Here is a 22,035-nt window from a genome sequence, read left to right as displayed (position 1 = left end):
TACCGTGCCAGGAGGAATTGATATGACCGACAGCCCTGTGAAAACCCGCCGCGACGGCGCCATACTGGAAGTGACGCTGGACCGGCCCAAGGCCAATGCCATTGACCTGCAGACCAGCCGGGTGATGGGGGAGGTATTCCGCGGCTTCCGCGATGATCCAGAGCTGCGGGTGGCGATCCTGACCGGCGGTGGAGAAAAGTTCTTCTGCCCAGGCTGGGACCTGAAAGCCGCGGCTGACGGCGATGCAGTGGATGGCGATTATGGCGTCGGCGGCTTTGGTGGCCTGCAGGAGCTGCGCGACATGAACAAACCGGTGATTGCCGCCGTGAATGGCATCGCCTGTGGCGGCGGGCTGGAGCTGGCGCTGTCAGCGGATGTGATCATCGCTGCCGATCATGCCACCTTTGCGTTGCCGGAGATCCGCTCCGGCACTGTGGCCGATGCCGCCAGCGTGAAGCTGCCCAAGCGCATCCCTTATCACATCGCTATGGAGCTGTTGCTGACCGGGCGCTGGTTTGACGCAGAAGAGGCCAACCGCTGGGGCCTGGTGAACGAGATCGTGGCGGCGGACCAGCTGATGGACCGGGCCTGGGAGCTGGCGCGGCTGCTCGCCTCCGGCCCGCCGCTGGTCTATGCGGCAATCAAGGAGATCGTGCGCGACGCTGAAGATTCCAAATTCCAGGACGCGATGAACCGGATCACGCAGCGGCAGCTGCAGTCGGTGGATGTTCTCTATGGTTCCGAGGACAACCTGGAAGGCGCCCGCGCCTTTGCCGAAAAGCGCGATCCGGTCTGGAAGGGGCGCTGACGCGGCGCGCCGCCAGGTGCGGCGCCGGGCCCAAAGGCGCGGGTGGCATCGCAGATGCCGTCCTAAGACGCGGGAGCTCCCCTTGTTTCAGGAACCTCTGAAGATGTCCCTGGGCAGTTGGGTCCGGCGCCGCGCTTTGCGCGGCGTTTGGATCCCCGCCTGTCCAACAGCTAAGTGGCAAAGGGGCGCTATACTTTTTGAAATCGCGCGATCAGGGCGGTGTCGTCCTTGTGCGCCCCCGTCGCGCCAGGTCCGTAGATGGGCAGTTCAGGCAGTGTAAGATTTTTGATCCATTGCCCGCGCAGCAGCCGGCCGAAGGCTTCGGAAAACCCCGCCTTACCGTAGAACTTGGCATTCACCGACAGAGCAAACCAGGCATCGGGTGCGGCCACCCGCAACAGGGCGGGCAGGACTTCCGGGCCGAGGTGCCCATGGGTGAAGGTGCCGGAGGAGACCACACCTCGGTAGGACCCGCGCGGCACCGGGATGCCTTCCAGCAGATCGGCTTCGATCACGTCACGGTAGGCATCCTTGCGCAAGGCTTCGGCCAGCATCGCGGCGCTTATATCGGTGGCGTCGATTGGTTCTATTCCAATCGCCCGCAACGCTTGGCCGCACAGACCGGTTCCGGCACCGACGTCCAGCACCGGGCCGGCTCCCCCGGCGGCGGCAAAAACCTTGGCAGTCAATCCGGGCAGGAGGTAGCCCTGCCCGGCGGCGAAATCCTGGTCGTATGTGCTGGCCCAGTCCCTGTAAAGCCGCTTGGAATCGGCAGGTGTCTGCAGGGCGTAGGCGTTTGAAAGTCCCGGTTTCTGTTTGTCCATGCGCGCCATGAAAAGGCTGATCGGGATTCGAATCAACCCTTGCGCAGCAGGCGCGGCCAACGCATCTAGGAAGCATGAGGAAAACGCTGCTTTGTCTTGGATTTGGCTATACCGCCCGGGCGCTTGCGCCGCGCCTGCTGGCGCAGGGATGGCGGGTTATCGGCACTTCGCGCGAGGCTGTGGAGGCCGAAGGCGTGGAGATGATCACCTGGCCCGGGCAGGACGTGCCGCTGGACGGGGTCACCCATGTTCTGAGCTCGATAGGGCCGAACATGGCGGGTGACCCGGTGCTGGCCGCGATGGCTGGTCAAATCACTGCTGCCCCCGATCTGGAATGGGTGGGGTATCTGTCGACTACGGCAGTTTATGGCCATCACGACGGCGCCTGGGTGGATGAGAACACGCCGGTGACGCCCTCCAGCGAGCGCGGCGATTGGCGCGCCCGGGCCGAGGCGCAATGGCAGGCCATCCCCGGTCTGCCGCTGCACATCTTCCGGCTAGCGGGCATCTACGGTCCCGGCCGCGGCCCCTTTGCAAAGCTGATGGCGGGCAAGGCGCGGCGGATCATCAAGCCGGGTCAGGTGTTTTCCCGCATTCATGTGGAGGACATTGCCCAGGTGCTGGCGGCCTCCATTGCGCAGCCCCGCCCCGGTGCCATTTTCAACGTCTGCGACGATGATCCGGCGCCGCCGCAGGATGTGCTGGGCCATGCAGCAGAACTGCTGGGCCTGCCGGTGCCCGCCGAAGTGCCCTTTGACGAGGCTGGCATGACCCCTATGGCGCGCAGTTTCTATGGAGAGAACAAGCGCGTCCGCAACCTCCGCATCAAGGAAGAGCTGGGTGTGAAGCTGCTTTATCCTACCTATCGCGAGGGGCTGCGGGCAGTGCTGGAGGCCGAGGACATGGAGAGCTTTGTGCCGCCTGCGGAGCCGCCGGGGGTTTAGGATTGGGCATTCTGCATCTGATCTTTGTGCTGTTTAACTTCAGGACACTGGGCCGGCTTTATGCACGGATCAACCAGCAGTTTCCGGGTGTGATGGATCAGCTGTGGGAACAGCAATCCTTTGCACGAAAGATAGATGTTGTGTTTGGTTTCGCAGTTTTCGCCAAGCGGGCGATGCTGATGAATTTCGCCGTGATGAACCTGGATAAACTGCCTGTCTATCTGCTGGGGGATGATCAGATTGCAGCATTGGTACGCAAGCTGAACACGGGCATGTCAGCGGGTATTTACCGGTTTTTTTGCACAGTAACCGGATACAGATAGCACAACGCAAATCCAGAATGGGTTCGATTGCCCTTAGTCTGAATGCTGCAAGAAACAGGTATGAAAAGGGTGTGAGTTATGCCCGCTTCTCGCCAATTGTTGCCACGCCCAGCACCTCCAGCACCTTGGCTTCGATCTGCGGCGCGTTCATGGCCGCGACCTCGTACATATCCGCAGGGCTGGCCTGGTCGATAAAGGTATCGGGCAGCACCATGGAGCGGTACTTGAGGCCGCTGTCGAACACGGCTTCCTCGGCTAGCAGCTGTGCGACATGGGAGCCGAAACCGCCCACTGCGCCTTCCTCGATGGTGATCAGTGCCTCGTGATCCGCAGCCAGCTGGAGGATCAGATCGCGGTCCAGCGGTTTGGCAAAGCGGGCGTCGGCGATGGTTGGGGTGATGCCCTTGGCCGCCAATGCTTCGGCGGCCTTTCGCACCTCGCCCAGGCGGGTGCCGAAGGACAAGAGCGCCACGCGTTTGCCCGCTTGGATCATCCGGCCCTTGCCGATCTCCAGCACTTCCGGGGTTTCGGGCATCTCGACGCCTTCGCCCTCGCCGCGGGGATAGCGGAAGGCGATGGGGCCGTCGTCATGGGCAGCGGCGGTGGCGACCATATGGGCCAGCTCGGCCTCGTCGGCGGCAGCCATCACCACCATGCCAGGCAGGTTTGCCATATAGCCAATGTCGAAGCTGCCTGCGTGGGTGGCACCATCGGCGCCCACCAGACCGGCGCGGTCGATGGCAAAGCGAACCGGCAGACGCTGGATCGCCACGTCATGCACCACCTGGTCATAGCCGCGCTGCAGAAAAGTGGAATACATCGCGCAAAACGGCTTCATGCCGCCGGCCGCTAATGCAGCGGCAAAGGTCACGCCGTGCTGTTCGGCAATGCCGACGTCAAAGGTGCGCGAGGGGTAGCGTTCGGCCATCAGGTTCAACCCGGTGCCGTCGGGCATCGCCGCGGTCACGGCGCAGATCTTGTCGTCCGCGGCTGCGAGCTTCACCAGCTCGTTGCCGAACACCGAGGTATAGGAGGGCGCGTTGGAGGGCGCCGTCTTCTGCTCCCCCGTCACCATGTCGAATTTGGCGGTGGCGTGGCCCTTGTCGCGGGCAGCTTCTGCCGGGGCGTAGCCCTTGCCCTTTTTGGTCAGCACATGGATCAGGATCGGACCGGTGGCCCGGGCCTTGACCGTGCGCAGCACTGGCAGCAGCTGATCCATGTCATGCCCGTCGATGGGGCCGAGGTAGGAAAACCCCAAGGCTTCGAACAGAGTGCCGCCGACGGCCATGCCTTTCAGCATGTCCTTGGCGCGTTTGGCGCCCTCGCGGAAGGGTTCGGGCAGCAGCGAGACGGCCCCCTTGGCGGCGGCCTTCAGCTCCTGGAAGGGTTCGCCTGCGTAGAGGCGTGAGAGATAAGACGACAGCGCGCCAACGGGCGGAGCGATCGACATTTCATTGTCGTTCAGGATGACGATCAGCCGCTTGCCCAGATGGCCTGCGTTGTTCATCGCTTCAAACGCCATGCCGGCCGACATCGAGCCGTCGCCGATCACCGCGATAGCGTCGCCGTTGCCCTCGGGGATCACACCACCGAGGTCGCGCGCCACCGCAAAGCCAAGCGCGGCGCTGATCGAGGTGGAACTATGGGCGGCGCCAAACGGATCGTAGGGCGACTCGGAACGTTTGGTGAAACCGCTGAGGCCGTCCTTCATCCGCAGGGTACGGATACGGTCGCGGCGCCCGGTCAGGATCTTATGCGGATAACACTGGTGGGAGACGTCCCAGATCACCTTGTCCCGCGGGGTGTCAAAGACTGCGTGCAGGGCGGTGGTCAGCTCCACCACACCCAGGCCTGCACCCAGATGGCCGCCGGTGACGGAAACCGCAGCAATGGTTTCCTGCCGCAGTTCCTGCGCCACTTGCACCAGTTGCGCATCCGTCAGCCCCTTCAGATCCGCGGGGCGGGTAATCTGGTCCAGAAGCGGGGTCTTGGGCCGGTCGGACATGGTGTCTCCTTGGGCTGCGCCGGGCAGGGTGCCGGGGCGTGGCGCGCGGTGTTAGCTGTCGCGCGCAATAACGAAACGCGCGGCTGCCTTCAAGGTTGCTGCATCCTCACCATAAGGTGACAGCGCGGTGCAGGCCTCGTCGCACAAGGACTGTGCGCGGGCTTTTGCCTCCGCCAGACCGAGCAGCGAGACAAAGGTTGCCTTGCCGGCATCGGCATCCTTGCGCACGGCCTTGCCGACCTTGGCGGCATCGCCTTCCACATCCAAGATGTCGTCGGCGATCTGGAAGGCAAGGCCAAGGGCGCGTGCGTATTGCCGCAGCGGCGCAGGGTCTTCGCCCGCCAGCACCGCGCCGGCAGTGGCGGACCATTCGATAAGGCATCCAGTCTTGCGGCCCTGCAGCCTGGTGATCTGCTCCAGCGTCAGCGGCGCATCGGCGGTCTCTGCCGCTATGTCCAGCATCTGGCCCGACACCATGCCGTCTTTGCCGGAGGACTGCGCCAGGCCGCGGATCAGGGTCAGGGCGTGGGGGCCAGCCTTGGGGTCTGCCAGCAGCTCAAAGGCAAAGGCCTGCAGGCTGTCGCCGGCAAGAACTGCCATCGCCTCATCCCATTTTTTGTGCACAGTAGGCTGGCCGCGGCGCAGGTCGTCATCGTCCATGCAGGGCAGGTCGTCATGTACCAGCGAATAAGCGTGGATGCATTCAATAGCGAGCGCTGCCTCAAGGGCAGCTTCAGCCGGGACACCGTGCAGACGGCTGCTTTCCAGCACCAGAAAGCCGCGCAGCATCTTGCCGCCGGTGATGGCGTAGCGCATCGCAGTATGCAGCTTGTCGCTGCCTGCCAGCCGCATTTCCATATGTGCGGTGATGCTGGCCTGTGCGTTTTTCAACGCATCTGCAAAGGGGCGCGTTCGGGCGTCTGCTGCGGCGGTCATGGCTCAGCCGGCATCCAGCGGCTGGGTGCCCTTGGGGGTGCCGTTTGCATCCAGCGTAATGGCGGCAACCTTTTCCTCGGCGCGTTTCAGCTCATCCTCGCAGCGTTTCTTCAGCGCAGCACCGCGTTCGTAAAGCGCGATTGAGGCATCCAGCGCCACGTCGCCGCGCTCCAGCTGGTCCACCACGCCTTCCAGCTCACGCATCGCCTGTTCAAAGCTCATCTGGTCCACGGGGGGCTCGTTGCGGGTCTCAGTCATGCCGGTGCCTTTATCAATTCTTCCACATGCGCGCGCGTTGCGGCGGCCAGCGCGTTCAGATCATATCCGCCTTCCAAAGTCGAGACGATACGGCCCTGGCACAGTTCACTTGCAAGTCTGCACAGTTCGGCAGTGATCCAGGCGAAATCTTCTGTTGCCCAGTTGAGGCTGGCAAGCGGATCGTCCTGATGGGCGTCAAAGCCTGCCGAAATGATAATCAACTCTGGCTTGAAGGCACGCAGGCGCGGGAATGCCTGGCCTTCATAGGCCGCCTGCATTTCAGTGCGGCCCGATCCCGGTGCCAGCGGCATGTTCAGGATATTGCCATGGGCGCCGTCCTCCTCAGGGCGGCCGGAGCCGGGCCAGAGTGGCATCTGCTGGCTGGTGATCACCAGAGCGCGCGCCTCGTCCCACAGCAGATCCTGGGTACCATTGCCGTGATGCACGTCGAAATCCACCACCGCGACGCGGTTAAGTCCATGGTGGTCCAGCGCGTGTTTCGCCGCTAGTGCCGCATTGCCGAACAGGCAAAACCCCATTGCAGTGTCTGTTTCCGCGTGATGCCCAGGCGGGCGCACAGCAGCAAACGCGTTCTGCACCTCGCCGCCTAGCACCATATCGACACCGCGCACCACTGCACCGGCTGCGCGGAAGGCGGCATCCAGCGAGCCGGGAGACATGAAGGTGTCGCCATCAATTTGTGCCCAGCCTTCGCTAGGGGAGGCTTTGCGCAAGTCCGACAAATAACCCGCAGGGTGGATGCGCAGGATGTCATCCTCGGCAGCCATCGGCGCGGTTACGCGTTTCAGGTCCAATGGTTCCAGCGCGTGCAGGATATGCGCAAGCCGTGCCACCTGTTCCGGATGCCCGTCCGGCGTGACGTGATTTAGGCAATCCGCGTGGGTGATCAGTGCGGTTGTCATGGCTCGTATCCTCCTGCTGCGGGGTTTGGCGCGACCCTAGGGGGCCGCGGCGCTGCGCGGCAAGGGGAATCCCGGGGCGCTGCCCCGGACCCCGGGATATTTGCGGCCAGAAGAAGAGGCTGGGGCTTTACTCGGGGGCCAGCATGTAGCCTGCGCCGCGGACGGTTTGCAGGTATTGCGGCTGTTTCGGGTTCGGCTCGATCTTGCGGCGCAGACGGGTGATCTGCACGTCTACCGCGCGTTCCTGCGCCTGACCGCGGTCGCGGCCCAGATCCTCGACCAGCTTGGTGCGGGAGACCGGCTCGCCGGGCTGGGCCGAGAAGATCTTCATCAACTGGCTTTCGGTGCCGGTGAGGCGGATCAGCTCATCCCCCTGCCACATTTCACCGCGTTCGATGTCATAGCGGATGGCACCCAGATGCAGCACTTTGGGCGCACTTTCCTGTGCAACCGTGTCCGGCATCCGCCGCAGGATTGCGTTGACACGCAGCAGCAGCTCTTTGGGCTCAAAGGGTTTTGGCAGGTAGTCATCCGCGCCAGCTTCCAGTCCGGCAATCCTGTCCTCAGTCTCGCCCTTGGCGGTCAGCAGCAGGATCGGTGTGGCCATCGTTTCGCGCAAGGAAGTTGTCAGCGAGATACCGTCCTCGCCGGGCATCATCACATCCATGACGATCAGGTCGAAATCCAAGCCCGCCAGCACCCGGCGGGCATGGGCCGCGTCGCGCGCTGCAGTGACCAGAAAGCCGGAGCGCATCAGGAATTTCTTCAAAAGCCCGCGGATGCGTTCGTCGTCGTCAATGATCAGCAGATGGGCGTCATGCATGCTCATACGCCTTAATCCCGCAACTTGGCATAGGCACGGCGCATATCCGCATCCATCATTGCTTCCAGCACCTTTTTGAAACCTTGCACCGCCTCGGGGCCGGCATCTTTGTAGGCGGCGCGCATCCGGGCGCGCTGGGCGTCTGACAGCGTGGCCTCCAGCGCCGCGCCCTGTTCGGTCAGATACAGATGCCGCTCGCGTTTATCCAGCTCACCCACCTTGCTGATCACCAAACCGTCGCCGATCAATGTGCGCAGCACCCGGTTCAGCGACTGTTTGGTCACGCCCAGAATGCTGAGAAGGTTGTTCACCGTCGTTCCGGGTGAGCGGTTGATAAAGTGGACCGCCCGGTGATGCGCCCGGCCATAGGACAATTCCGCCAGAATCCGGTCCGGATCGGCGGTAAAGCCGCGGTAGGCAAAAAACATTGCCTCGATCCCCTGGCGCAGCTGCTCATCCGTCAGAAACAGCAGGCTTTCGCCGCCGTATCCCTGCCCTGTCCGGCCTTCAGGCATTCGGTGCCCCCTCGTCTGTATTGCCATGCAGTTTATGTCAGTGTTGTTGACATTCCAAGGGTGAAGATGTATCGAATCCCAACTTTGACGCAATATTATGTTCCTCTCGGACATAATGTGCGCAATAAATGGAAATCCCGCAGAGTTTTAGGAGAGTGCGGCATGGCAGGTTATGACGACCGCGACGGTGTGATCTGGATGGATGGGGGGCTGGTCGACTGGCGGGATGCAAAGGTGCATATCCTGACCCATGCGATGCATTATGCCTCCTCGGTGTTTGAGGGTGAGCGCGCCTACAACGGCAAGATCTTCAAAAGCCGTGAACATTCCGAGCGCCTGATAGCTTCCGCCGAGGCGCTGGACATGCCGATGCCCTATACCGTCGACCAGATCGAGGCGGCCAAGGAAGAAACCCTGAAAGCCTCCGGCCTGCAGGACGCCTATGTCCGCGCGCTTGTCTGGCGCGGTTCCGGCGATGACATGGGCGTGGCCTCCGCAGCCAACCCGGTGCGGATGGCGATCGCAGTCTGGGGCTGGGGCGCCTACTATGGCGACGCCAAGATGCAGGGTGCCAAGCTGGCGATTGCCGAATGGAAACGTCCGTCGCCTGAAACCATCCCGGTCCATGCCAAGGCGGCAGGTCTTTACATGATCTGCACCATTTCCAAACACAAAGCGACCGCGCAGGGCTGCTCGGACGCGCTGTTCATGGACTGGCGCGGCTATGTGGCCGAAGCAACCGGCGCCAACATCTTTTTCGTGAAGGACGGCGAGGTGCACACCCCCAAGGCCGACTGCTTTCTGAACGGCATTACCCGCCAGACCGTGATCGGCATGCTCAAGGACAAGGGCATCACTGTGCATGAGCGCCGCATCAAGCCGGAAGAGATGGAAGAGTTCGAACAGTGCTGGCTGACCGGCACCGCCGCCGAGGTGACTCCGGTCGGCGAGATCGGCCCGTATAAATTCGAGGTCGGCGCGCTGACCCGCGAGATTGCTGAGGATTACGAGAAACTGGTACGGTCCTAAGCGCCTTTGCCAGCAGCAGTTCCGTGAAACCCCCGCCTGCAAGCGGGGGTTTTTCTTTGCCCGGGCGCCGCAACATCAGTCCAGTGGTTTATTTGCAGCGAATGCGGTGACATAACGCCCGAGGGGCGCGGAGCAGGCCAGCGGATAAGGGCCTGAAAAGGCAGGTGAGGATAATGGCAGTCACGGTATTTGCGCTGACAACGGTGAACCCGGATGATCTGGAAGCGCTGAGCATGTATTTGGGAACCACCAAGCCGCTGCTGGAGGAAGTCGGGGCGGAGATTGTTCAGGGTTTTGAGATTTCTGAGACCATCATCGGAGACGCGCTGCCGGAAATGGTGACGATTGTGCGCTATCCCGACCGGGCTGCGGTGGACCGGGTGTTTCAGAGCGCCGAGTACCAGGCGCTGAAAGAGATCCGGCAGCGGGCGTTTCTGGATTACCAGATCGGAATCGTCGAGGCGTGATCTGCCCGCCCGTTCACATTCCCTTGCAGATCGTCTCAAACCATGGACGCCGGGTGCCAGACCCCTAACATGGGCATCATGTTGGACTTGCTTAGCGATATTCTCACCCGGCTTTCCCTCAAAGGGACGTTTTACTTCCGCACCTCCTTTACCCCGCCGTTCGGGATTCAGGTGCCGCCATATGAAAACGTCGCCCGCTTCCACTTTGTGCAGCGCGGCGAGCTGAAGGTGCATGTGCCCGCAACCGGCGAAACTCTGCGGTTGAAACAGGGCGATTTGGTGCTGATCCCGCATGGGGCGGCGCATATGCTGTTGTGCAACGAGGTGCAGCCGCTGGAGGCCCTGCCGCTGGAGCAAGTGCTGGAGGAGGCCGGATACGATGGCGGCGGAGTGCTGGTGTACGGCGGCGAGGGCGCGGGGCGCGATACTCAGCTGATCTGCGGCCATTTCTCCTTTGCCGCCATGCCGGGCCGGCGCGGCACTGGGCATATGCTGATCGACCGGTTGCCGCCCTTTATTGTTATCGAGAACTACGGCGAGGAGGCAGGCGCCTGGATCGAGGCGACCTTGCGGATGATCGGCTCGGAGGTGCATGGCACCCGCATAGGCGGCGACCTGATTGCGCTGAAACTGTCAGAGGTGTTGTTCGCCCAGGCGATCCGCGCCTATCTGGAGCATCAAAGCCCCAGCGGCTCGGCACTGGCGGGCTTTGCCGATCCGCGGATTTCGCGGGCGCTGACCGCGTTTCACCAATCCCCGGCACAGGAGTGGAGCGTTGAAGGCCTGGCCCGCGAGGCCGGCATGTCGCGCACCGCTTTTGCCCAGGAGTTCACCGCCAAGATGGAGGTGACACCGATGCAGTACCTGACCGGCTGGCGGATGCAGATCGCCTGCCAGGGGCTGACGGAGCAAGGGTTGAGTGTTGCCGATGCTGCGGAGGTTGCCGGCTATGCCTCCGAGGCAGCGTTTTCCCGTGTGTTCCGCAAGCAGGTGGGGATTTCGCCGGCGGCCTACCGGCAGCAGCATGCAGCCGCTTGAACGGCAACCAAGGCCGGATCTCTGAACGATCTGCAATATATGTGAGATGATCTGAAATTCACCGTTCGATCTGGGTAAGGCAATCTGGGGTCAGAGCCGCCAAGGACGCGGCCAGGATGTTCTCAGTAACAAGGATCTGACCCATGCCTTTGCGTTTCGTGACCCGTACCATCCATGCCTATCTCGATTACCCTGTGGCCATCGCCCTGATGGGGCTGCCGTTCCTGGTGGGCCTTGGTGACAGCAACCCGCTGGCGTTGTGGCTGTCGGTGGCAACCGGCATCGCTGCATTTGTCCTGACGGTACTGACCGACCACCACCTGGGTCTGATCCGGGTGCTGCCCTACAAGTTGCATCTGACGGTTGACCTGATTGTCGGTCTAACCTTTCTGGCGGCACCGTTTCTCTTTGGTTTTGCCGGGCTGGACGCAGCCTTCTATCTGTTGAACGGGGCTGCGGTTCTGGCGGTGATCTCTCTCAGCGCGCCGGAAGGGGCGGAGACGGCCTCGGCCTGAGATTTACTGGCGCAGCAGCCAGTCGACAACTGCTTTGGCCCGGCCTTTCTGGCTGGGCCAAAGCACATAAAACCCCTGGTCCCCTTGGCGTGGGGCTTGCCACAGGATCCGGAGAGGCTGGGTGCCCAGGAATATCCGTGGCACCAGCGCAATGCCCTGGCCATTCATCGCGGCATCCATCGCCAGCGCGGTTTGATTAAACAGCAGGATCCGCCCTGTTGCCGCCAGGCCTTCTTGCCGCAGCAGCAGGTCCCAGTGCCGGTGCCCGTCCTGGATCAGAGTTTGCGTCGCAAGACCGGCCAGTTCGGGCTGTTTTTCCTTATTTAGAGACGTATCATCCTTGGCCACCGCCACCAGATCCACCAGCGAAAGCAGGGCGTAATTCAGCCCGCTTTCCTGCGGTTTGCCGCCCTGGCGGATGGCGATGTCGATGCCGTCCCGCTTGAAATCGGTCAGGCTTTCCTCCGCCACCACCCGCAGGTCGATATCCGGATGCGCGGCCTCGAACTCCGGCAGCCGCGGCACCAGCCATTTGGAGGCAAAGGACGGCGGCACCGACAGGGTGACACGCTGCACCGCCGGGGCCAGCTTGTCAGTCGCGTCCTGGACTAGCGCCAGCGCCTGCCGCACCGGTGCGTGGTAAATGCGGCCTGTGTCGGTCAGGCTCAGCCCGCGTGCATGGCGGTGGAACAGCTTGTGGCCCAGGTCCGCCTCCAGCCGCCGCACCTGCTGGGCCACAGCGCCTTGGGTCAAGTGCAGCTCTTCAGCCGCCCGGCCGAAATTCAGGTATCGGGCGGCGGCGTCAAACATTCGCAGGGCATTGAGGTTAGGCAGGCGCATCCGGGTAAGCCAGTAGTTTTTCTACAGTCTGGCGCGATGAGACATGATTGGTCAAGCGGTGATTGAACCGACATCCTTGGGGCCAAGAAAAGGAGTTCCAGAATGACCAAAGTTGCACTTTTCACCGCTGCAGGCAGCGGCATGGGCGCAGACGCTGCCCGCCATCTTCATGAGCAGGGATATGAAATCGCGATCCTGTCTTCATCTGGCAGGGGCGAGGCCCTGGCGCAGGAGTTGGGTGGAGTGGGGCATACAGGCTCTAATCAGGAGCAAAGCGAACTTCAGGCGCTGGTGGACAAGGCGATGGAACGCTGGGGCCGCATCGATGTGCTGGTAAATTCCGCAGGCCACGGCCCTAAGGGTGATATCATGGAAATCAGCGATGACGACTGGCATCTGGGGATGGAATTCTACCTGATGAACGTGATCCGCCCGGCGCGCCTGGTGGCACCCATCATGGTGGCACAGGGCAAGGGATCGATCATCAACATATCGACCTTCGCGGTGTTTGAACCGGATCCGCTGTTTCCGACCTCCGGTGTGTTCCGGGCCGGTCTGGCGAGCTTTACCAAACTGTTTGCCGACAAATTCGCCGCCCAAGGCGTGCGGATGAACAATGTGCTGCCGGGTTTTATCGACAGCCTGCCCGAAACCGAGGACCGCAAGGCCCGTATTCCGATGGGCCGTTACGGCACCTCGCGTGAAATTTCTGCGCTGATTGCCTATCTGGCTTCGGAAGATGCCGCTTACACCACTGGCCAGAACATTCGTGTCGACGGGGGGCTGACACGTGCAGTCTGACGCTCAGGTCCTGCCCGGAAATACCGAGGTCAACCCGGCCTTTTTATTGAAATGGGCCGCGTCCATCGTACAGATCCTTGGCTATTCTGCCACCGCTTGGGGGCTTCATCCCTGGAACATCTATCTGTTCCTGGCCGGGCTAACAGGATGGTTCCTGGTTGGCGTTTTGTGGAATGACCGTGCAATTATGCTGATCCATGCTGTAGCGCTTGGCGCGATGATTGCAGGTATTTGGTCAAGTTAGAGCCAATTATCCGCCCTTGGGATCAATCATCGGCTTAGCCTTGCCGCGCTGCAGGCCAAGCCGGTGCTCGCGCCAGATCACCAGAACATTGCCGGCAATGACCAGCGTTGCGCCCGCCAGCATCACCAGCGTCGGCCATTCTTCGAACCAGACATAGCCAATGACGATTGCAAAAATCATTGAGGCATAGTCATAGGGCGCCAGCATCGACGCAGGCGCAAAGCGGTAAGAAGAGGTGACCAGGATTTGCGCCACCCCGCCAACTATCCCGGCGCCGACCAGCAGCGCGGCGGTTTGCGCATCCGGCATGGTCCAGCCGAACGGCGCGGTCAGCAGCGCCAGGGCAGAGGCGGTCAGCGAGAAATAGAACACGATCGCCGCAGTGTGTTCCGATTGCACCATGCGGCGGATGTGGATCTGCACAAAGCCGCGGGCCACCGTCGCCCCGACCACCAGCAGCACGCCCAGCATGGCGCCGTCGCTCATATCCCCGCCAAGCCGCGGCCAGATCATGATCATCACACCCAGTAAACCGATCGCCACTGCGGAAATCCGCACCAACCGGATCGTCTCTCCCAATAACAGCGCCGCCAGGATCAGGGTGAAGATCGGCGTGGCATAGCCGATGGCGGTGACCTCGGGCAGCGGCAGCAGTGCCAGCCCCATGAAGGTCATCCCCATTGCCGACGTTCCAACAAGGCCGCGCCACACGTGAAACATCGGCTTTTGGGTGATCAGCCCGTGCCGCAATTCTCCGCGCATGGACAGCCAGACCACAATCACTGGAATTGCAAAAAACGACCGGAAAAACACCGCTTCCCCTGCTGGCACATGCTCGGATGTCGCCTTGATGATGCCGGACAGAGCAGTGAACAGGGCAATTGCTGTCACCTTCAGGAGAATCGCCAGCATAGGTCGATGCGATGTTAAGGGTTTTACCATGGCGTGAACCTGCGCCCATGCGCCGCAAAGATCAATGGCTTGATTCCAGGCGGGTAGAAGGCGCAAACGGCGCCGGTTTAGACAAGAGCCGCCGATGTACGATGCCAACCACCTGATCCATCAGGTCACTACCTGTACCGCTCCAATTGCCTTCCCATAAGACACGAGAACGTGAGGCAGACCGCCCTAGTGAGTAAATGGGCGGGTGGTCGGCCCGCGTAACGGCTAAGTGTGAAGCGGTGCATGCATTTTCCCGGCCCAAGAAGCCGCCAGTCGTATTCAGCGTTGAAGAGGTGTCCGATCTGCTAAAAGGCCGCACCGGGGCCGGAGCTCTCGTTCCGCGCGGTACTCAATTCAGGCAACCTTAAAGAGTTAGCGCCGATCCTTCGCGCAGAACGTTCAGCGCCGATGGAATGCCTGAAATTGCGTGCGCTTCTATCATCTTGGACACGGGTTCCTGATAGAGCGCGTATGTCGAGTGGTGAACAGGCAAAATCAGGCCCGCTTTGAGGCGTTCCGCGAATTCTACAGCCTGATGACCAGTCATCGACAACTGGCCCAATGTCCCATTTGTACCAACAGCCCCAATATGAGGTATCAGCATATCAGGCGCCGGAAACTGTTGAACTGCCGCCTGCACCGGGTCTGCCATGAAAGTGTCTCCGGCCCAGTAGATATGGCTCGTCTTGCCGCGAATTGTCGCTTGCAGCCAGTAACCATTCCCAAGCCCGAGAATGTCGGAAATGCCTGTGTTGAGCGAGTGGACTGCAGGAATAGATGTAATCGAATCCTTTGTATCGCCCCGCCTGAAGGCGCGGTTTTCTCCGTGGATCAGTGCCTGAGCTGCAAAACCCTTCTTGGTGAGCGCGTTTACATCTTGAACGGAACAGAGAACGGGGCCATTGGCGCCAAGCCATGCCTGTGCTTTCTGGTCGAAATGGTCCTCGTGCGCATGGCTGAGCAGCACAACATCGTACTCCCGCATCGCCATGCCTGGGAATGGTGTAAGCCTTTCGTGCATCTTGATGTTCGGACCTGTGGACAGATCGAACATTTCATTTGGGTCCCCCATCTCAAATGCCTCGGTCCCGTCACCCAGACATGGGTCAGTGAGAACACGAATATCGCCGATGCGGAGTTCCAGCATGGCACCTCCAAGCCAGCGGACGGTAACATTAGATGCAGAAATGCCAGCTGCGGAGGAAAGTGGCGTGAGAGCGGCACTTGCTGCGGCGACCGTGCCAAGTTTGAGTAGATCTCTTCTGTGCATTGTCATCTCCTTGCGTTTCTTCGTTGACCTATTCCAGTTTCTCACCACACATAACCAACGGAATATTGAATTCATTAAACGGATAATCTGAATGGTGTCAGATCTGCGAACTCTGGAAACTTTTGTAGAAGTAGCTGACTGCCTCAGTTTCGCGGATGCTGGACGCCGCCTCGGGCTGCCTGCCGCGACGGTGACTACAAGAATCAAATCACTTGAAGCTCAACTCGGTGTGCGCCTGTTCGACCGCTCGACACGAACAGTTGCCGTGACTGCGGAAGGTCAGATATTTTTGGCGCATAGCCAGATAGCTTTGCACGAACTTATGCTGGCACACGAAGCCGTTGGCGCGGCACAAGAGGCCACCGGGCAGGTACGTGTGTCAATCCCGGCAGCTTTCCCGATGGCACAGTTTGCTGGGATCACCGGCAGGTTCCGCTCCACCTATCCAGACATCTCAGTCAAAGTCCACGTGGATGACCGGCCGGCGTCCTTCATTGAAGACGGGGTCGATTTGGCGTTGCGGGGTGGGGCGCCTGGAGGCGACGGCCTAATAGCGCGGCATTTGAACGACACGGAAGTCATCTTTGTCGGCCCGCCAGGGCGGCTCGGGGACGACAGCCTTCCCGTGTTGCGGCCCTTGGCAAAACGTTTTGGAGCTAAGGACAAGCTGAACGGCCTTTCCACGCGCTCCTTGCAACTTTCTCTCGCATTTGTAGCAAGCGGCCAAGCTCGAGCGTACCTTCCCCGATCGGTTTGCGAAGTGGCATTGGCTGCAGCACAAATGGAAGAAGGCATCGGACCAGATGGGCCGCATGCTCCGCTGCCGCTGTTTCTTGTGTATCGCCACAAGCAACACCAGCCCAAAAGGGTTCAGCTCTTCAAAGATATTCTCATTCAGGAACTAGCTATATAGACGCACGAAACCTGAGTTATTGAGTGCGCCTCAAACTGGCGCAAGCCCTGTCATTCAGGCAATTGAGAACCGTCCCACGCTTTCCAAAAGATGCAGTACGATTTCGAAGGAACTGCTGGACGATTCGAAATCGTCAAAGCAAATTGTTTGATTAGGTCATATTTTCTGACCTGCGCCCCAAAAATATCCGCGTTTCGACGTTAGCCTGTTCTCCACGCGAGGAGACAGACAACGCGGAAAAGCCGATTCAGCGAACCAAAGATGGTCGCTGGACTTCGTGTCTGACAGCCTGTCAGACGGGCGCCGTTTCCGGGCTCTGAGCGTCATCGATGACTTCGGCCGGGAGTGCCTGGCTTGCGTGATCGACACATCGCTATCCGGTCAGCGGGTCGCGCGGGAGCTCGACAATAACGCCCAGGCGTGCGGCTACCATTTTCCTGTCACGGCCGGGCTGACATTCCAGCTTGCGTTGAACGCGGTTGATTGCCGTGGGCAGTTCACAACCCATACCTTTTCCAGACCATTGGCAGGGTTCAGGGGTAGTAGCTGCGTACCAGAGCGGTGGCGATCAGGCTCCAGCCATCTGCGACTACAAAAAATGCCAGTTTGAAGGGCAGGGACACGATAGCAGGCGGCACCATCATCATCCCCATGGACATCAGGACTGCAGCAACAACAAGATCAATGACCAGAAATGGCAGGAAGACGAGAAACCCGATTTGAAAAGCGCGCGAAATTTCCGACAGCAGGAAGCTAGGGACCAGCGCCGATAACGGAGCTTCGGCCACGGGATCCATGCCCTGGGTTTCCGGCCTGAGATCCGCAATTGCATAAAATGTGTCCGGATCCAACCGGTTCGCCATGAAGGCACGGAAGGGCTCCAAGCTGCGGGTGATGGCCACGCCCGGTTCCAGCCTTTCTTCCAGCAGCGGATTGATGCCAGTGGTCCAGGCCTCGGTAAAGACGGGTTCCATCACAAAATAGGTCAGAAACAGCGCCAGACTGATGATCAGCATGTTGGGCGGTGCTTGCTGCAGCCCGATGCCTTGACGCAGAATCGATAGGACTGTCACCAGGAATGGAAAACAGGTGATCATGATCAGCAGGCCTGGAGCCAGGCTGAGCACAGTAATCAGCAGGATCAGCTGGATCGAGCGGGCGGAGATCGATTCGCCGTCTGCCAGCGAAAGGCTCAGTTCTTGAGCCAGGGCGGTGTGCGGCATGGCCAGCAGGATTGCTGCAGCCAGGGCCGCCCGCACAATAGTCTTGTGTGTCATCCCAAACCGCTTTGAAGATCAGCAATTTCTGTCAAGCGCACGGCCAGCTGGCCAGCCTGATCTCCCTCCAGCTCTTCGAGCTGGCCACGGGCGACCAGCCGGTCGCCGACGTAAAGATCCACGGGGTCTTCAACCCGTTTATCCAAAGTGAGAATCGCGTTTTCGCCAAGGCTGACCAGGTCACGGATCAGCGGCCGGGCTTTGCCGACCGAGACAACCACTTCGACGGGAACCGAAACAAAGGGATTGTTTGCATCAGCGGATTTCATATTCAGGTCGGCAGCATCATCCATACTGGCTGTCCTCTTTCGCGTGATAGGTGAAGGCCTCTATCGAGTCCTGGATCGATTCTAGAAGGGCGTCGCAATTGATTTCGCATTCGGTGCTGCCAATGCGCAGATAGGCTTGGCCGGGAGACAGCAAACTGTCTTCCTGCACTGTGACCGGAACGGAGAAATTGTCCGGCAACAGGCTGCGCACTGGTGCCGCCTCCCCGGGAGCGACCACGATCTGCATCGGCTGGTCGGTCTGGCCTTTGGCCATATCAGCAAGCTGATCGACGATATGATGCCCGAAAGAGGCAGCCATGGCATCTGGCAGCACTGCACTGGTCAGCACCTTGAACATCGGGTCCAGCGAATCGAGCAGCTGACTTTGGGCTTCGTGATAAGTGAAACTGAGATCTTCCAGAGAATTGGCCAGCTCTGCCGAAATCCGGCTGCTTTCCTGGTCTTTGGCCGTTACGGCATCATCCCACCCGGCGCTGTAGCCGTTCTCAAAGGAAGCCAGCCGCTGCTCTTCTATGAGTTCCTCGGAAACCGCGGGCAGGGCAGGCTCTGCCGAGGTGTTCATTGCGAAGTCTTCGAGCAAATGTGCAATCGTCATCAGGCTTGCTCCTTGTTTTCTTCCAGCCAGCCGCGCAGGATCTGGACGGTTTCTTCCTGCCGCTCGCCAATCAAGTTGCGCAGACGGTCGACCGGGTCATCCATGCTGCCGCCCAGTGCCGGAAAACCGGCCGCCCCCATCATGTCGCCGCCAGTACCCATTGCCGGCAGGTCGCCCAAGGGTTCGAACTGTCCGGTTTCGTTGTTTTCAATTTCACCCTCTAGTGCGAGTCCCGAACCAAGTTCAGGCGCAGTCATGAAGCCGTCGCCGCCAACACCTGGCAGCCCGGGCAGCCCGCCACCATCCGGACCAGTCAGCGCCGCCACCGGAGCTGCCTGATTCGACAGGATCGGGCGTACGACGAACAGGCCCAGGATCAGGCTGACCAGGGCCAGAGCCGCAAGCTGGATCAGCGACATAGCATCAAAGTAGAGGTTGTCCATGAACCCCGCAGTGGCCACGGACCCCTGCGGTTCCACTGTCGGCAACTCCATGGACTTGAGCGTAATCACATCCCCGCGGTCTGCGTCAAAACCGACAGCGGCGGAAATCAACTCCCGCAAGGCGGCCAATTCGTCTTCCGGCCGGGGCTGGAAGACAGTTTCACCTGCGTCATTTGTCACCGCAGAGCCATTGACCAGCACTGCAACAGTCAGGCGCTTGATAGCCCCGGGACCGCGGAGGATCTCTTTCTCGGTTTCCGAAATTTCATAATTGATTCGCTCCCGGGTGGCGCTGGTATTGGCTTTTGACCCCTGGCCAGAGGCCGCGTCACCGTCGGGGATATTGGAGGCAACCGTGACCTCTCCGGATTGGTTGGTAGAGGAGTCGGCGCGTTCCTCGACGTCAGTGCTGACGGCGACACGGCTTTTCGGGTCCACCCGCTTTTCCCGGATTGATTCGGTGTCGGTGACGGTCGCGACACTCACTTCCACCACTGCATTGCCCTGGCCGACGCGTGCCTCAACCAATCGGATGACACGTTCGCGCAGCGTTTGGGACCGGTCATCGGTTCCGGCACCGGCGGCTGCAGTGGCATCCGAAGACCCGATCAACGCGCCGTTGGCATCAATCACTGCAACGTTTTCAACGGCAAGGCCGGTCACCGCAGACGAAATGAGGAAGCGGATCGCATTTGCTTGCGCAGGTGTTACCGGGGATCCCATCGGTACGACTGAAACCGACGCGGTGGGTTCTACGGTGCGCTGAAAGGGATTCGAGCCGGCATTGGCGATATGCACCCGTGCCTGGCTTACATGCGGGCTGCCAACAATAGTGCGGGCCAGCTCGCCTTCCTTTGCGCGCCAATAAGCGGCGTCAAACATCTGCGAGGTGGTGCCAAAGCCACTGAGCGAATCGAGCAGCTCGTATCCTTTGCCGCCATTGGCGGGCAGGCCTTCGCTGGCCAGTGTCATCCGAAATTCGTCACGCTGCGTTGACGGCACGTAGATTGAGCTGCCACGCACTTCATATTGGGCACCGCGCTGTTCCAGCGCCCGCACCACATCTCCGGCCGAGCCGCTTTCCAGCCCGGCATAGAGCAGTGTCATTGTTGGCTTGCTTGCCACATGGGACATCGCGATCACGCTGAGAATCATGATTACCGTGGCACCCACGGCTATCAGACGCTTTCGCATGTCCATTTCAGCCCAGACATTCTTGATCTGCTGCACATTAACCTCCGTCGCACCGGCGTTCTCTCCGGCGTGCAACCCTTTTGACGGATCGGCCTTAACATTCGGTTAGTTCCTCGCAGGTTATGAAGATGCTGCACGACGTTTTAGGGATAGCCATGACAGACGCTGCAGTAGACACACAAGCAGAAGCCCCGGCCAAGAAAAGCAAACTGCCCCTGATTATCGGGGTGGTGCTGGCATTGGCTGGCGGCGGCGGCGGTTTCTTCGCCGTACAGTCAGGCCTTCTTCCCTTTGGTCAGAAAGCAGCGCCAGAACCGGCGCATGCGGCCGAAGAGACGCCAGAAGGCGTGGACAGTGGTGAGACGGCGGAGGATATCGCCAATCTTGCCTTTATCGAAATGGACCCGATTGTGATTACCCTGCGGAAAGCCAGCGGTATCAAGCATTTGCGGTTCCGCGCGCAACTTGAGGTCGATCTGGCTCACCAAGCCGAGGTCGAGAAAATCCTCCCGCGGGTTATCGATGTCCTTAACAGCTACCTGAGAGCACTGGAGCTAGAGGATCTGACTGATCCGATGGCGCTGCCGAAACTGAGGGCGCAGATGCTGCGGCGGATCAACATTGCAACCGGCCAGGGCCGGGTGCGTGATCTGCTGATTATGGATTTCGTACTGAATTAGGAGGACAGGATGGAAATTATTGCTGATATCCTGCTTGCGGCCGGTGCGCTGGGTGCCGGATTCTATTGTCTGGTACTGTCGCGCAGGCTGAAGCGGTTCAATGATTTGGAAAAAGGTGTGGGCGGTGCAGTTGCCGTCCTGTCTGCCCAGGTCGATGATCTGAACAAGTCACTGCAATCGGCGCAACAGGTGTCCGACGGCTCCAGCAAGGCGCTGCAGCAACTGACGGGCCGGGCCGAAACAGTGGCTCAGCGGCTGGAACTGATGATGGCATCCATGCATGACATCCCCGAGGCCGGAACTGCGGCTCCGGCAGCTAAACCTTCGGCCGAGGACGACGCGATGGCGGCCGCATACGAGGCCGATTCGCAGCCGTCTGCTGAAGAACAGGACGAGGCAAAGCCTTCCGGCTTGATGTTCGTCCGGCATAACCGCAGCCAGAATCGGGTGGCGTAATGGCAAAGGCAGCAAAGAAAACCAGGCGGTTCCGGCGCAGCGGCACCTTGATGATGCTGGCGGTGCTGCTGATGGGATCCGCTGCGGTCCGGCTGGCTCTTGAAGCGGGGCCCGCAATTGCCCGTGAAGTGGCCAGCCTGCAGGAACCCGGCGGCGACGCGCAGCCTCACAAGGGGGAGCCGCAGCGCGAATCGATGCCCACATCTGCAGAGCTGCAAACAATGCTGGCAGCCTTTAAGGAGCGGGAACAGGCTCTGGCCGCCCGTGAAGCGGAAATTCAGGACCGGATGAAAGCCCTGGAAATTGCTGATCAGGCAATCGACAAGAAACTGGCTTCGCTGGAACAGGCCGAAGAGAATTTACGGGCAACGCTCGCGTTGGCGGATGGTGCGACCGAAGCGGATGTGACGCGTCTTACGTCGGTCTATGAACAGATGAAACCCAAAGAGGCCGCTGCTTTGTTTGAGGAAATGGATCCTGCCTTTGCGGCTGGTTTCCTCGCCCGGATGCAGCCCGAGGCTGCGGCGGGAATCATGGCAGGGCTGAGCCCGGAAGCCGCCTATACTATCAGCGTTGTTTTGGCTGGCCGCAACGGAGCAGTGCCGAAGGAGTAATTCGGCCGCCGCCGCTTAGTCTTTCCTTAGGAAGACTCGCCTAAGCTAATAAAAACCAATGGAATTCG

General features: G+C 60.5%; 27 protein-coding genes and 1 pseudogene. 14 read left to right on the top strand and 14 right to left on the bottom strand.

The window, feature by feature from the left end; translation table 11 throughout:
* Window positions 1-22: 22 nt before the first annotated feature.
* Complete coding sequence (locus ETW24_RS19425) at window positions 23-808, top strand: carnitinyl-CoA dehydratase (RefSeq protein WP_129372566.1); 786 nt, start codon at window positions 23-25, stop codon at window positions 806-808.
* Window positions 809-996: 188 nt separating this feature from the next.
* On the opposite strand, the gene ETW24_RS19420 is transcribed toward ETW24_RS19425, so the two are convergent.
* Complete coding sequence (locus ETW24_RS19420; protein ID WP_129372565.1) at window positions 997-1,632, bottom strand: class I SAM-dependent DNA methyltransferase; 636 nt, start codon at window positions 1,630-1,632, stop codon at window positions 997-999.
* Between the two features lie 74 nt (window positions 1,633-1,706).
* Between ETW24_RS19420 and ETW24_RS19415 the strand changes: the two genes are divergently transcribed.
* Both ETW24_RS19415 and ETW24_RS19410 read left to right on the top strand, forming a co-directional pair.
* On the top strand, window positions 1,707-2,576 hold the full coding sequence (locus ETW24_RS19415; RefSeq protein WP_129372564.1) for an SDR family oxidoreductase: 870 nt from the start codon (window positions 1,707-1,709) through the stop codon (window positions 2,574-2,576).
* Window positions 2,577-2,578: 2 nt separating this feature from the next.
* The gene (locus tag ETW24_RS19410; RefSeq protein WP_129372563.1) at window positions 2,579-2,899 is read left to right on the top strand and encodes a hypothetical protein; all 321 of its coding nucleotides are present in this window, start codon (window positions 2,579-2,581) and stop codon (window positions 2,897-2,899) included.
* Window positions 2,900-2,975: 76 nt separating this feature from the next.
* Here the strand turns inward: ETW24_RS19410 and dxs are convergent, their stop codons facing one another.
* The 6 genes from dxs to ETW24_RS19380 all read right to left on the bottom strand — a co-directional run bounded on the left by dxs (window position 2,976) and on the right by ETW24_RS19380 (window position 8,359).
* Window positions 2,976-4,904: a 1-deoxy-D-xylulose-5-phosphate synthase gene (dxs, locus tag ETW24_RS19405; RefSeq protein ID WP_129372562.1), complete on the bottom strand. Its 1,929-nt coding sequence runs from the start codon at window positions 4,902-4,904 to the stop codon at window positions 2,976-2,978.
* Window positions 4,905-4,955: 51 nt separating this feature from the next.
* On the bottom strand, window positions 4,956-5,840 hold the full coding sequence (locus ETW24_RS19400; protein ID WP_129372561.1) for a polyprenyl synthetase family protein: 885 nt from the start codon (window positions 5,838-5,840) through the stop codon (window positions 4,956-4,958).
* 3 nt (window positions 5,841-5,843) lie between these two features.
* Window positions 5,844-6,098, bottom strand: a complete 255-nt coding sequence (locus ETW24_RS19395) for an exodeoxyribonuclease VII small subunit (protein WP_129372560.1) — start codon at window positions 6,096-6,098, stop codon at window positions 5,844-5,846.
* Window positions 6,095-7,021 carry a histone deacetylase family protein gene (locus ETW24_RS19390; RefSeq protein WP_129372559.1) on the bottom strand — a complete coding sequence of 309 codons (927 nt, stop codon included), beginning with the start codon at window positions 7,019-7,021 and terminating at the stop codon, window positions 6,095-6,097. The genes ETW24_RS19395 and ETW24_RS19390 overlap by 4 nt, the downstream gene beginning before the upstream one ends.
* 127 nt (window positions 7,022-7,148) lie before the next feature.
* Window positions 7,149-7,850 carry a response regulator gene (locus ETW24_RS19385; protein ID WP_129372558.1) on the bottom strand — a complete coding sequence of 234 codons (702 nt, stop codon included), beginning with the start codon at window positions 7,848-7,850 and terminating at the stop codon, window positions 7,149-7,151.
* A gap of 5 nt (window positions 7,851-7,855) precedes the next feature.
* Window positions 7,856-8,359 carry a MarR family winged helix-turn-helix transcriptional regulator gene (locus tag ETW24_RS19380; protein ID WP_129372557.1) on the bottom strand — a complete coding sequence of 168 codons (504 nt, stop codon included), beginning with the start codon at window positions 8,357-8,359 and terminating at the stop codon, window positions 7,856-7,858.
* Window positions 8,360-8,521: 162 nt separating this feature from the next.
* On the opposite strand from ETW24_RS19380, the gene ETW24_RS19375 reads away from it, so the two are divergent.
* From ETW24_RS19375 to ETW24_RS19360, 4 genes are all read left to right on the top strand, one after another.
* The gene (locus ETW24_RS19375) at window positions 8,522-9,388 is read left to right on the top strand and encodes a branched-chain amino acid aminotransferase (RefSeq protein WP_129372556.1); all 867 of its coding nucleotides are present in this window, start codon (window positions 8,522-8,524) and stop codon (window positions 9,386-9,388) included.
* Window positions 9,389-9,561: 173 nt separating this feature from the next.
* Window positions 9,562-9,855 (top strand): DUF1330 domain-containing protein, encoded by a 294-nt coding sequence (locus ETW24_RS19370; protein WP_129372555.1) that lies wholly within the window; start codon window positions 9,562-9,564, stop codon window positions 9,853-9,855.
* 78 nt (window positions 9,856-9,933) lie between these two features.
* Complete coding sequence (locus tag ETW24_RS19365; RefSeq protein ID WP_129372554.1) at window positions 9,934-10,893, top strand: AraC family transcriptional regulator; 960 nt, start codon at window positions 9,934-9,936, stop codon at window positions 10,891-10,893.
* Between the two features lie 143 nt (window positions 10,894-11,036).
* Window positions 11,037-11,408: a hypothetical protein gene (locus ETW24_RS19360; protein WP_129372553.1), complete on the top strand. Its 372-nt coding sequence runs from the start codon at window positions 11,037-11,039 to the stop codon at window positions 11,406-11,408.
* 3 nt (window positions 11,409-11,411) lie between these two features.
* On the opposite strand, the gene ETW24_RS19355 is transcribed toward ETW24_RS19360, so the two are convergent.
* Window positions 11,412-12,218 carry a LysR substrate-binding domain-containing protein gene (locus ETW24_RS19355; protein ID WP_164982778.1) on the bottom strand — a complete coding sequence of 269 codons (807 nt, stop codon included), beginning with the start codon at window positions 12,216-12,218 and terminating at the stop codon, window positions 11,412-11,414.
* A 132-nt stretch (window positions 12,219-12,350) separates the two neighbouring features.
* On the opposite strand from ETW24_RS19355, the gene ETW24_RS19350 reads away from it, so the two are divergent.
* Together ETW24_RS19350 and ETW24_RS19345 are read left to right on the top strand one after the other, a co-directional pair.
* Entirely contained in the window at window positions 12,351-13,049 is a 699-nt protein-coding gene (locus ETW24_RS19350) for an SDR family oxidoreductase (RefSeq protein ID WP_129372551.1), read from the top strand.
* Window positions 13,039-13,293 carry a DUF6552 family protein gene (locus ETW24_RS19345; protein ID WP_129372550.1) on the top strand — a complete coding sequence of 85 codons (255 nt, stop codon included), beginning with the start codon at window positions 13,039-13,041 and terminating at the stop codon, window positions 13,291-13,293. The genes ETW24_RS19350 and ETW24_RS19345 overlap by 11 nt, the downstream gene beginning before the upstream one ends.
* A 6-nt stretch (window positions 13,294-13,299) precedes the next feature.
* Here ETW24_RS19345 and ETW24_RS19340 read toward each other — a convergent pair whose 3' ends face one another.
* Window positions 13,300-14,235: a DMT family transporter gene (locus ETW24_RS19340; protein ID WP_129372549.1), complete on the bottom strand. Its 936-nt coding sequence runs from the start codon at window positions 14,233-14,235 to the stop codon at window positions 13,300-13,302.
* Window positions 14,236-14,599: 364 nt separating this feature from the next.
* On the bottom strand, window positions 14,600-15,505 hold the full coding sequence (locus ETW24_RS19335; RefSeq protein WP_164982777.1) for an MBL fold metallo-hydrolase: 906 nt from the start codon (window positions 15,503-15,505) through the stop codon (window positions 14,600-14,602).
* 91 nt (window positions 15,506-15,596) lie between these two features.
* On the opposite strand from ETW24_RS19335, the gene ETW24_RS19330 reads away from it, so the two are divergent.
* Window positions 15,597-16,418, top strand: a complete 822-nt coding sequence (locus tag ETW24_RS19330; RefSeq protein ID WP_129372547.1) for a LysR family transcriptional regulator — start codon at window positions 15,597-15,599, stop codon at window positions 16,416-16,418.
* Window positions 16,419-16,668: 250 nt separating this feature from the next.
* A pseudogene (locus tag ETW24_RS19325) lies at window positions 16,669-16,824 on the top strand (IS3 family transposase); the annotation flags it as partial.
* Window positions 16,825-16,951: 127 nt separating this feature from the next.
* Here ETW24_RS19325 and fliP read toward each other — a convergent pair.
* From fliP to fliF, 4 genes are read right to left on the bottom strand one after another with little or no spacing between them, the layout of a single operon-like run.
* Entirely contained in the window at window positions 16,952-17,695 is a 744-nt protein-coding gene (gene fliP, locus ETW24_RS19320; RefSeq protein WP_129372546.1) for a flagellar type III secretion system pore protein FliP, read from the bottom strand.
* Complete coding sequence (locus tag ETW24_RS19315) at window positions 17,692-17,988, bottom strand: FliM/FliN family flagellar motor switch protein (RefSeq protein WP_027257075.1); 297 nt, start codon at window positions 17,986-17,988, stop codon at window positions 17,692-17,694. Before ETW24_RS19315 ends, fliP begins: the two co-directional genes overlap by 4 nt.
* Entirely contained in the window at window positions 17,981-18,580 is a 600-nt protein-coding gene (locus ETW24_RS19310; protein ID WP_129372545.1) for an ABC transporter ATP-binding protein, read from the bottom strand. Before ETW24_RS19310 ends, ETW24_RS19315 begins: the two co-directional genes overlap by 8 nt.
* Window positions 18,580-20,253 carry a flagellar basal-body MS-ring/collar protein FliF gene (gene fliF, locus ETW24_RS19305; protein ID WP_129372544.1) on the bottom strand — a complete coding sequence of 558 codons (1,674 nt, stop codon included), beginning with the start codon at window positions 20,251-20,253 and terminating at the stop codon, window positions 18,580-18,582. Before fliF ends, ETW24_RS19310 begins: the two co-directional genes overlap by 1 nt.
* Before the next feature lie 119 nt (window positions 20,254-20,372).
* Here fliF and ETW24_RS19300 point away from each other — a divergent pair, with 119 nt between their 5' ends.
* From ETW24_RS19300 to ETW24_RS19290, 3 genes are read left to right on the top strand one after another with little or no spacing between them, the layout of a single operon-like run.
* Window positions 20,373-20,897: a flagellar basal body-associated FliL family protein gene (locus ETW24_RS19300; RefSeq protein WP_129372543.1), complete on the top strand. Its 525-nt coding sequence runs from the start codon at window positions 20,373-20,375 to the stop codon at window positions 20,895-20,897.
* Between the two features lie 9 nt (window positions 20,898-20,906).
* Window positions 20,907-21,353: a hypothetical protein gene (locus ETW24_RS19295; RefSeq protein ID WP_129372542.1), complete on the top strand. Its 447-nt coding sequence runs from the start codon at window positions 20,907-20,909 to the stop codon at window positions 21,351-21,353.
* Entirely contained in the window at window positions 21,353-21,967 is a 615-nt protein-coding gene (locus tag ETW24_RS19290; RefSeq protein WP_129372541.1) for a MotE family protein, read from the top strand. The genes ETW24_RS19295 and ETW24_RS19290 overlap by 1 nt, the downstream gene beginning before the upstream one ends.
* The last annotated feature ends 68 nt before the right edge of the window (window positions 21,968-22,035 follow it).

The sequence above is a fragment of the Leisingera sp. NJS204 genome, assembly GCF_004123675.1.
Lineage (GTDB): Bacteria > Pseudomonadota > Alphaproteobacteria > Rhodobacterales > Rhodobacteraceae > Leisingera.
This window is presented reverse-complemented; position numbering and strand designations above follow the sequence as displayed.

Excerpts from the sequence above, each read along its gene's own strand:
- ETW24_RS19300 (WP_129372543.1), top strand. The coding sequence starts at position 20,373 with ATGACAGACGCTGCAGTAGACACACAAGCAGAAGCCCCGGCCAAGAAA.
- ETW24_RS19330 (WP_129372547.1), top strand. The coding sequence starts at position 15,597 with ATGGTGTCAGATCTGCGAACTCTGGAAACTTTTGTAGAAGTAGCTGAC.
- ETW24_RS19415 (WP_129372564.1), top strand. The coding sequence starts at position 1,707 with ATGAGGAAAACGCTGCTTTGTCTTGGATTTGGCTATACCGCCCGGGCG.
- ETW24_RS19390 (WP_129372559.1), bottom strand. The coding sequence starts at position 7,021 with ATGACAACCGCACTGATCACCCACGCGGATTGCCTAAATCACGTCACG.
- ETW24_RS19340 (WP_129372549.1), bottom strand. The coding sequence starts at position 14,235 with ATGGTAAAACCCTTAACATCGCATCGACCTATGCTGGCGATTCTCCTG.
- ETW24_RS19315 (WP_027257075.1), bottom strand. The coding sequence starts at position 17,988 with ATGGATGATGCTGCCGACCTGAATATGAAATCCGCTGATGCAAACAAT.
- ETW24_RS19385 (WP_129372558.1), bottom strand. The coding sequence starts at position 7,850 with ATGAGCATGCATGACGCCCATCTGCTGATCATTGACGACGACGAACGC.
- ETW24_RS19350 (WP_129372551.1), top strand. The coding sequence starts at position 12,351 with ATGACCAAAGTTGCACTTTTCACCGCTGCAGGCAGCGGCATGGGCGCA.
- ETW24_RS19370 (WP_129372555.1), top strand. The coding sequence starts at position 9,562 with ATGGCAGTCACGGTATTTGCGCTGACAACGGTGAACCCGGATGATCTG.
- ETW24_RS19295 (WP_129372542.1), top strand. The coding sequence starts at position 20,907 with ATGGAAATTATTGCTGATATCCTGCTTGCGGCCGGTGCGCTGGGTGCC.
- ETW24_RS19310 (WP_129372545.1), bottom strand. The coding sequence starts at position 18,580 with ATGACGATTGCACATTTGCTCGAAGACTTCGCAATGAACACCTCGGCA.
- fliP (WP_129372546.1), bottom strand. The coding sequence starts at position 17,695 with ATGACACACAAGACTATTGTGCGGGCGGCCCTGGCTGCAGCAATCCTG.
- ETW24_RS19395 (WP_129372560.1), bottom strand. The coding sequence starts at position 6,098 with ATGACTGAGACCCGCAACGAGCCCCCCGTGGACCAGATGAGCTTTGAA.
- ETW24_RS19420 (WP_129372565.1), bottom strand. The coding sequence starts at position 1,632 with ATGGACAAACAGAAACCGGGACTTTCAAACGCCTACGCCCTGCAGACA.
- ETW24_RS19360 (WP_129372553.1), top strand. The coding sequence starts at position 11,037 with ATGCCTTTGCGTTTCGTGACCCGTACCATCCATGCCTATCTCGATTAC.
- ETW24_RS19400 (WP_129372561.1), bottom strand. The coding sequence starts at position 5,840 with ATGACCGCCGCAGCAGACGCCCGAACGCGCCCCTTTGCAGATGCGTTG.
- ETW24_RS19335 (WP_164982777.1), bottom strand. The coding sequence starts at position 15,505 with ATGCACAGAAGAGATCTACTCAAACTTGGCACGGTCGCCGCAGCAAGT.
- ETW24_RS19380 (WP_129372557.1), bottom strand. The coding sequence starts at position 8,359 with ATGCCTGAAGGCCGGACAGGGCAGGGATACGGCGGCGAAAGCCTGCTG.
- ETW24_RS19355 (WP_164982778.1), bottom strand. The coding sequence starts at position 12,218 with ATGTTTGACGCCGCCGCCCGATACCTGAATTTCGGCCGGGCGGCTGAA.
- ETW24_RS19365 (WP_129372554.1), top strand. The coding sequence starts at position 9,934 with ATGTTGGACTTGCTTAGCGATATTCTCACCCGGCTTTCCCTCAAAGGG.
- dxs (WP_129372562.1), bottom strand. The coding sequence starts at position 4,904 with ATGTCCGACCGGCCCAAGACCCCGCTTCTGGACCAGATTACCCGCCCC.
- ETW24_RS19290 (WP_129372541.1), top strand. The coding sequence starts at position 21,353 with ATGGCAAAGGCAGCAAAGAAAACCAGGCGGTTCCGGCGCAGCGGCACC.
- ETW24_RS19425 (WP_129372566.1), top strand. The coding sequence starts at position 23 with ATGACCGACAGCCCTGTGAAAACCCGCCGCGACGGCGCCATACTGGAA.
- ETW24_RS19375 (WP_129372556.1), top strand. The coding sequence starts at position 8,522 with ATGGCAGGTTATGACGACCGCGACGGTGTGATCTGGATGGATGGGGGG.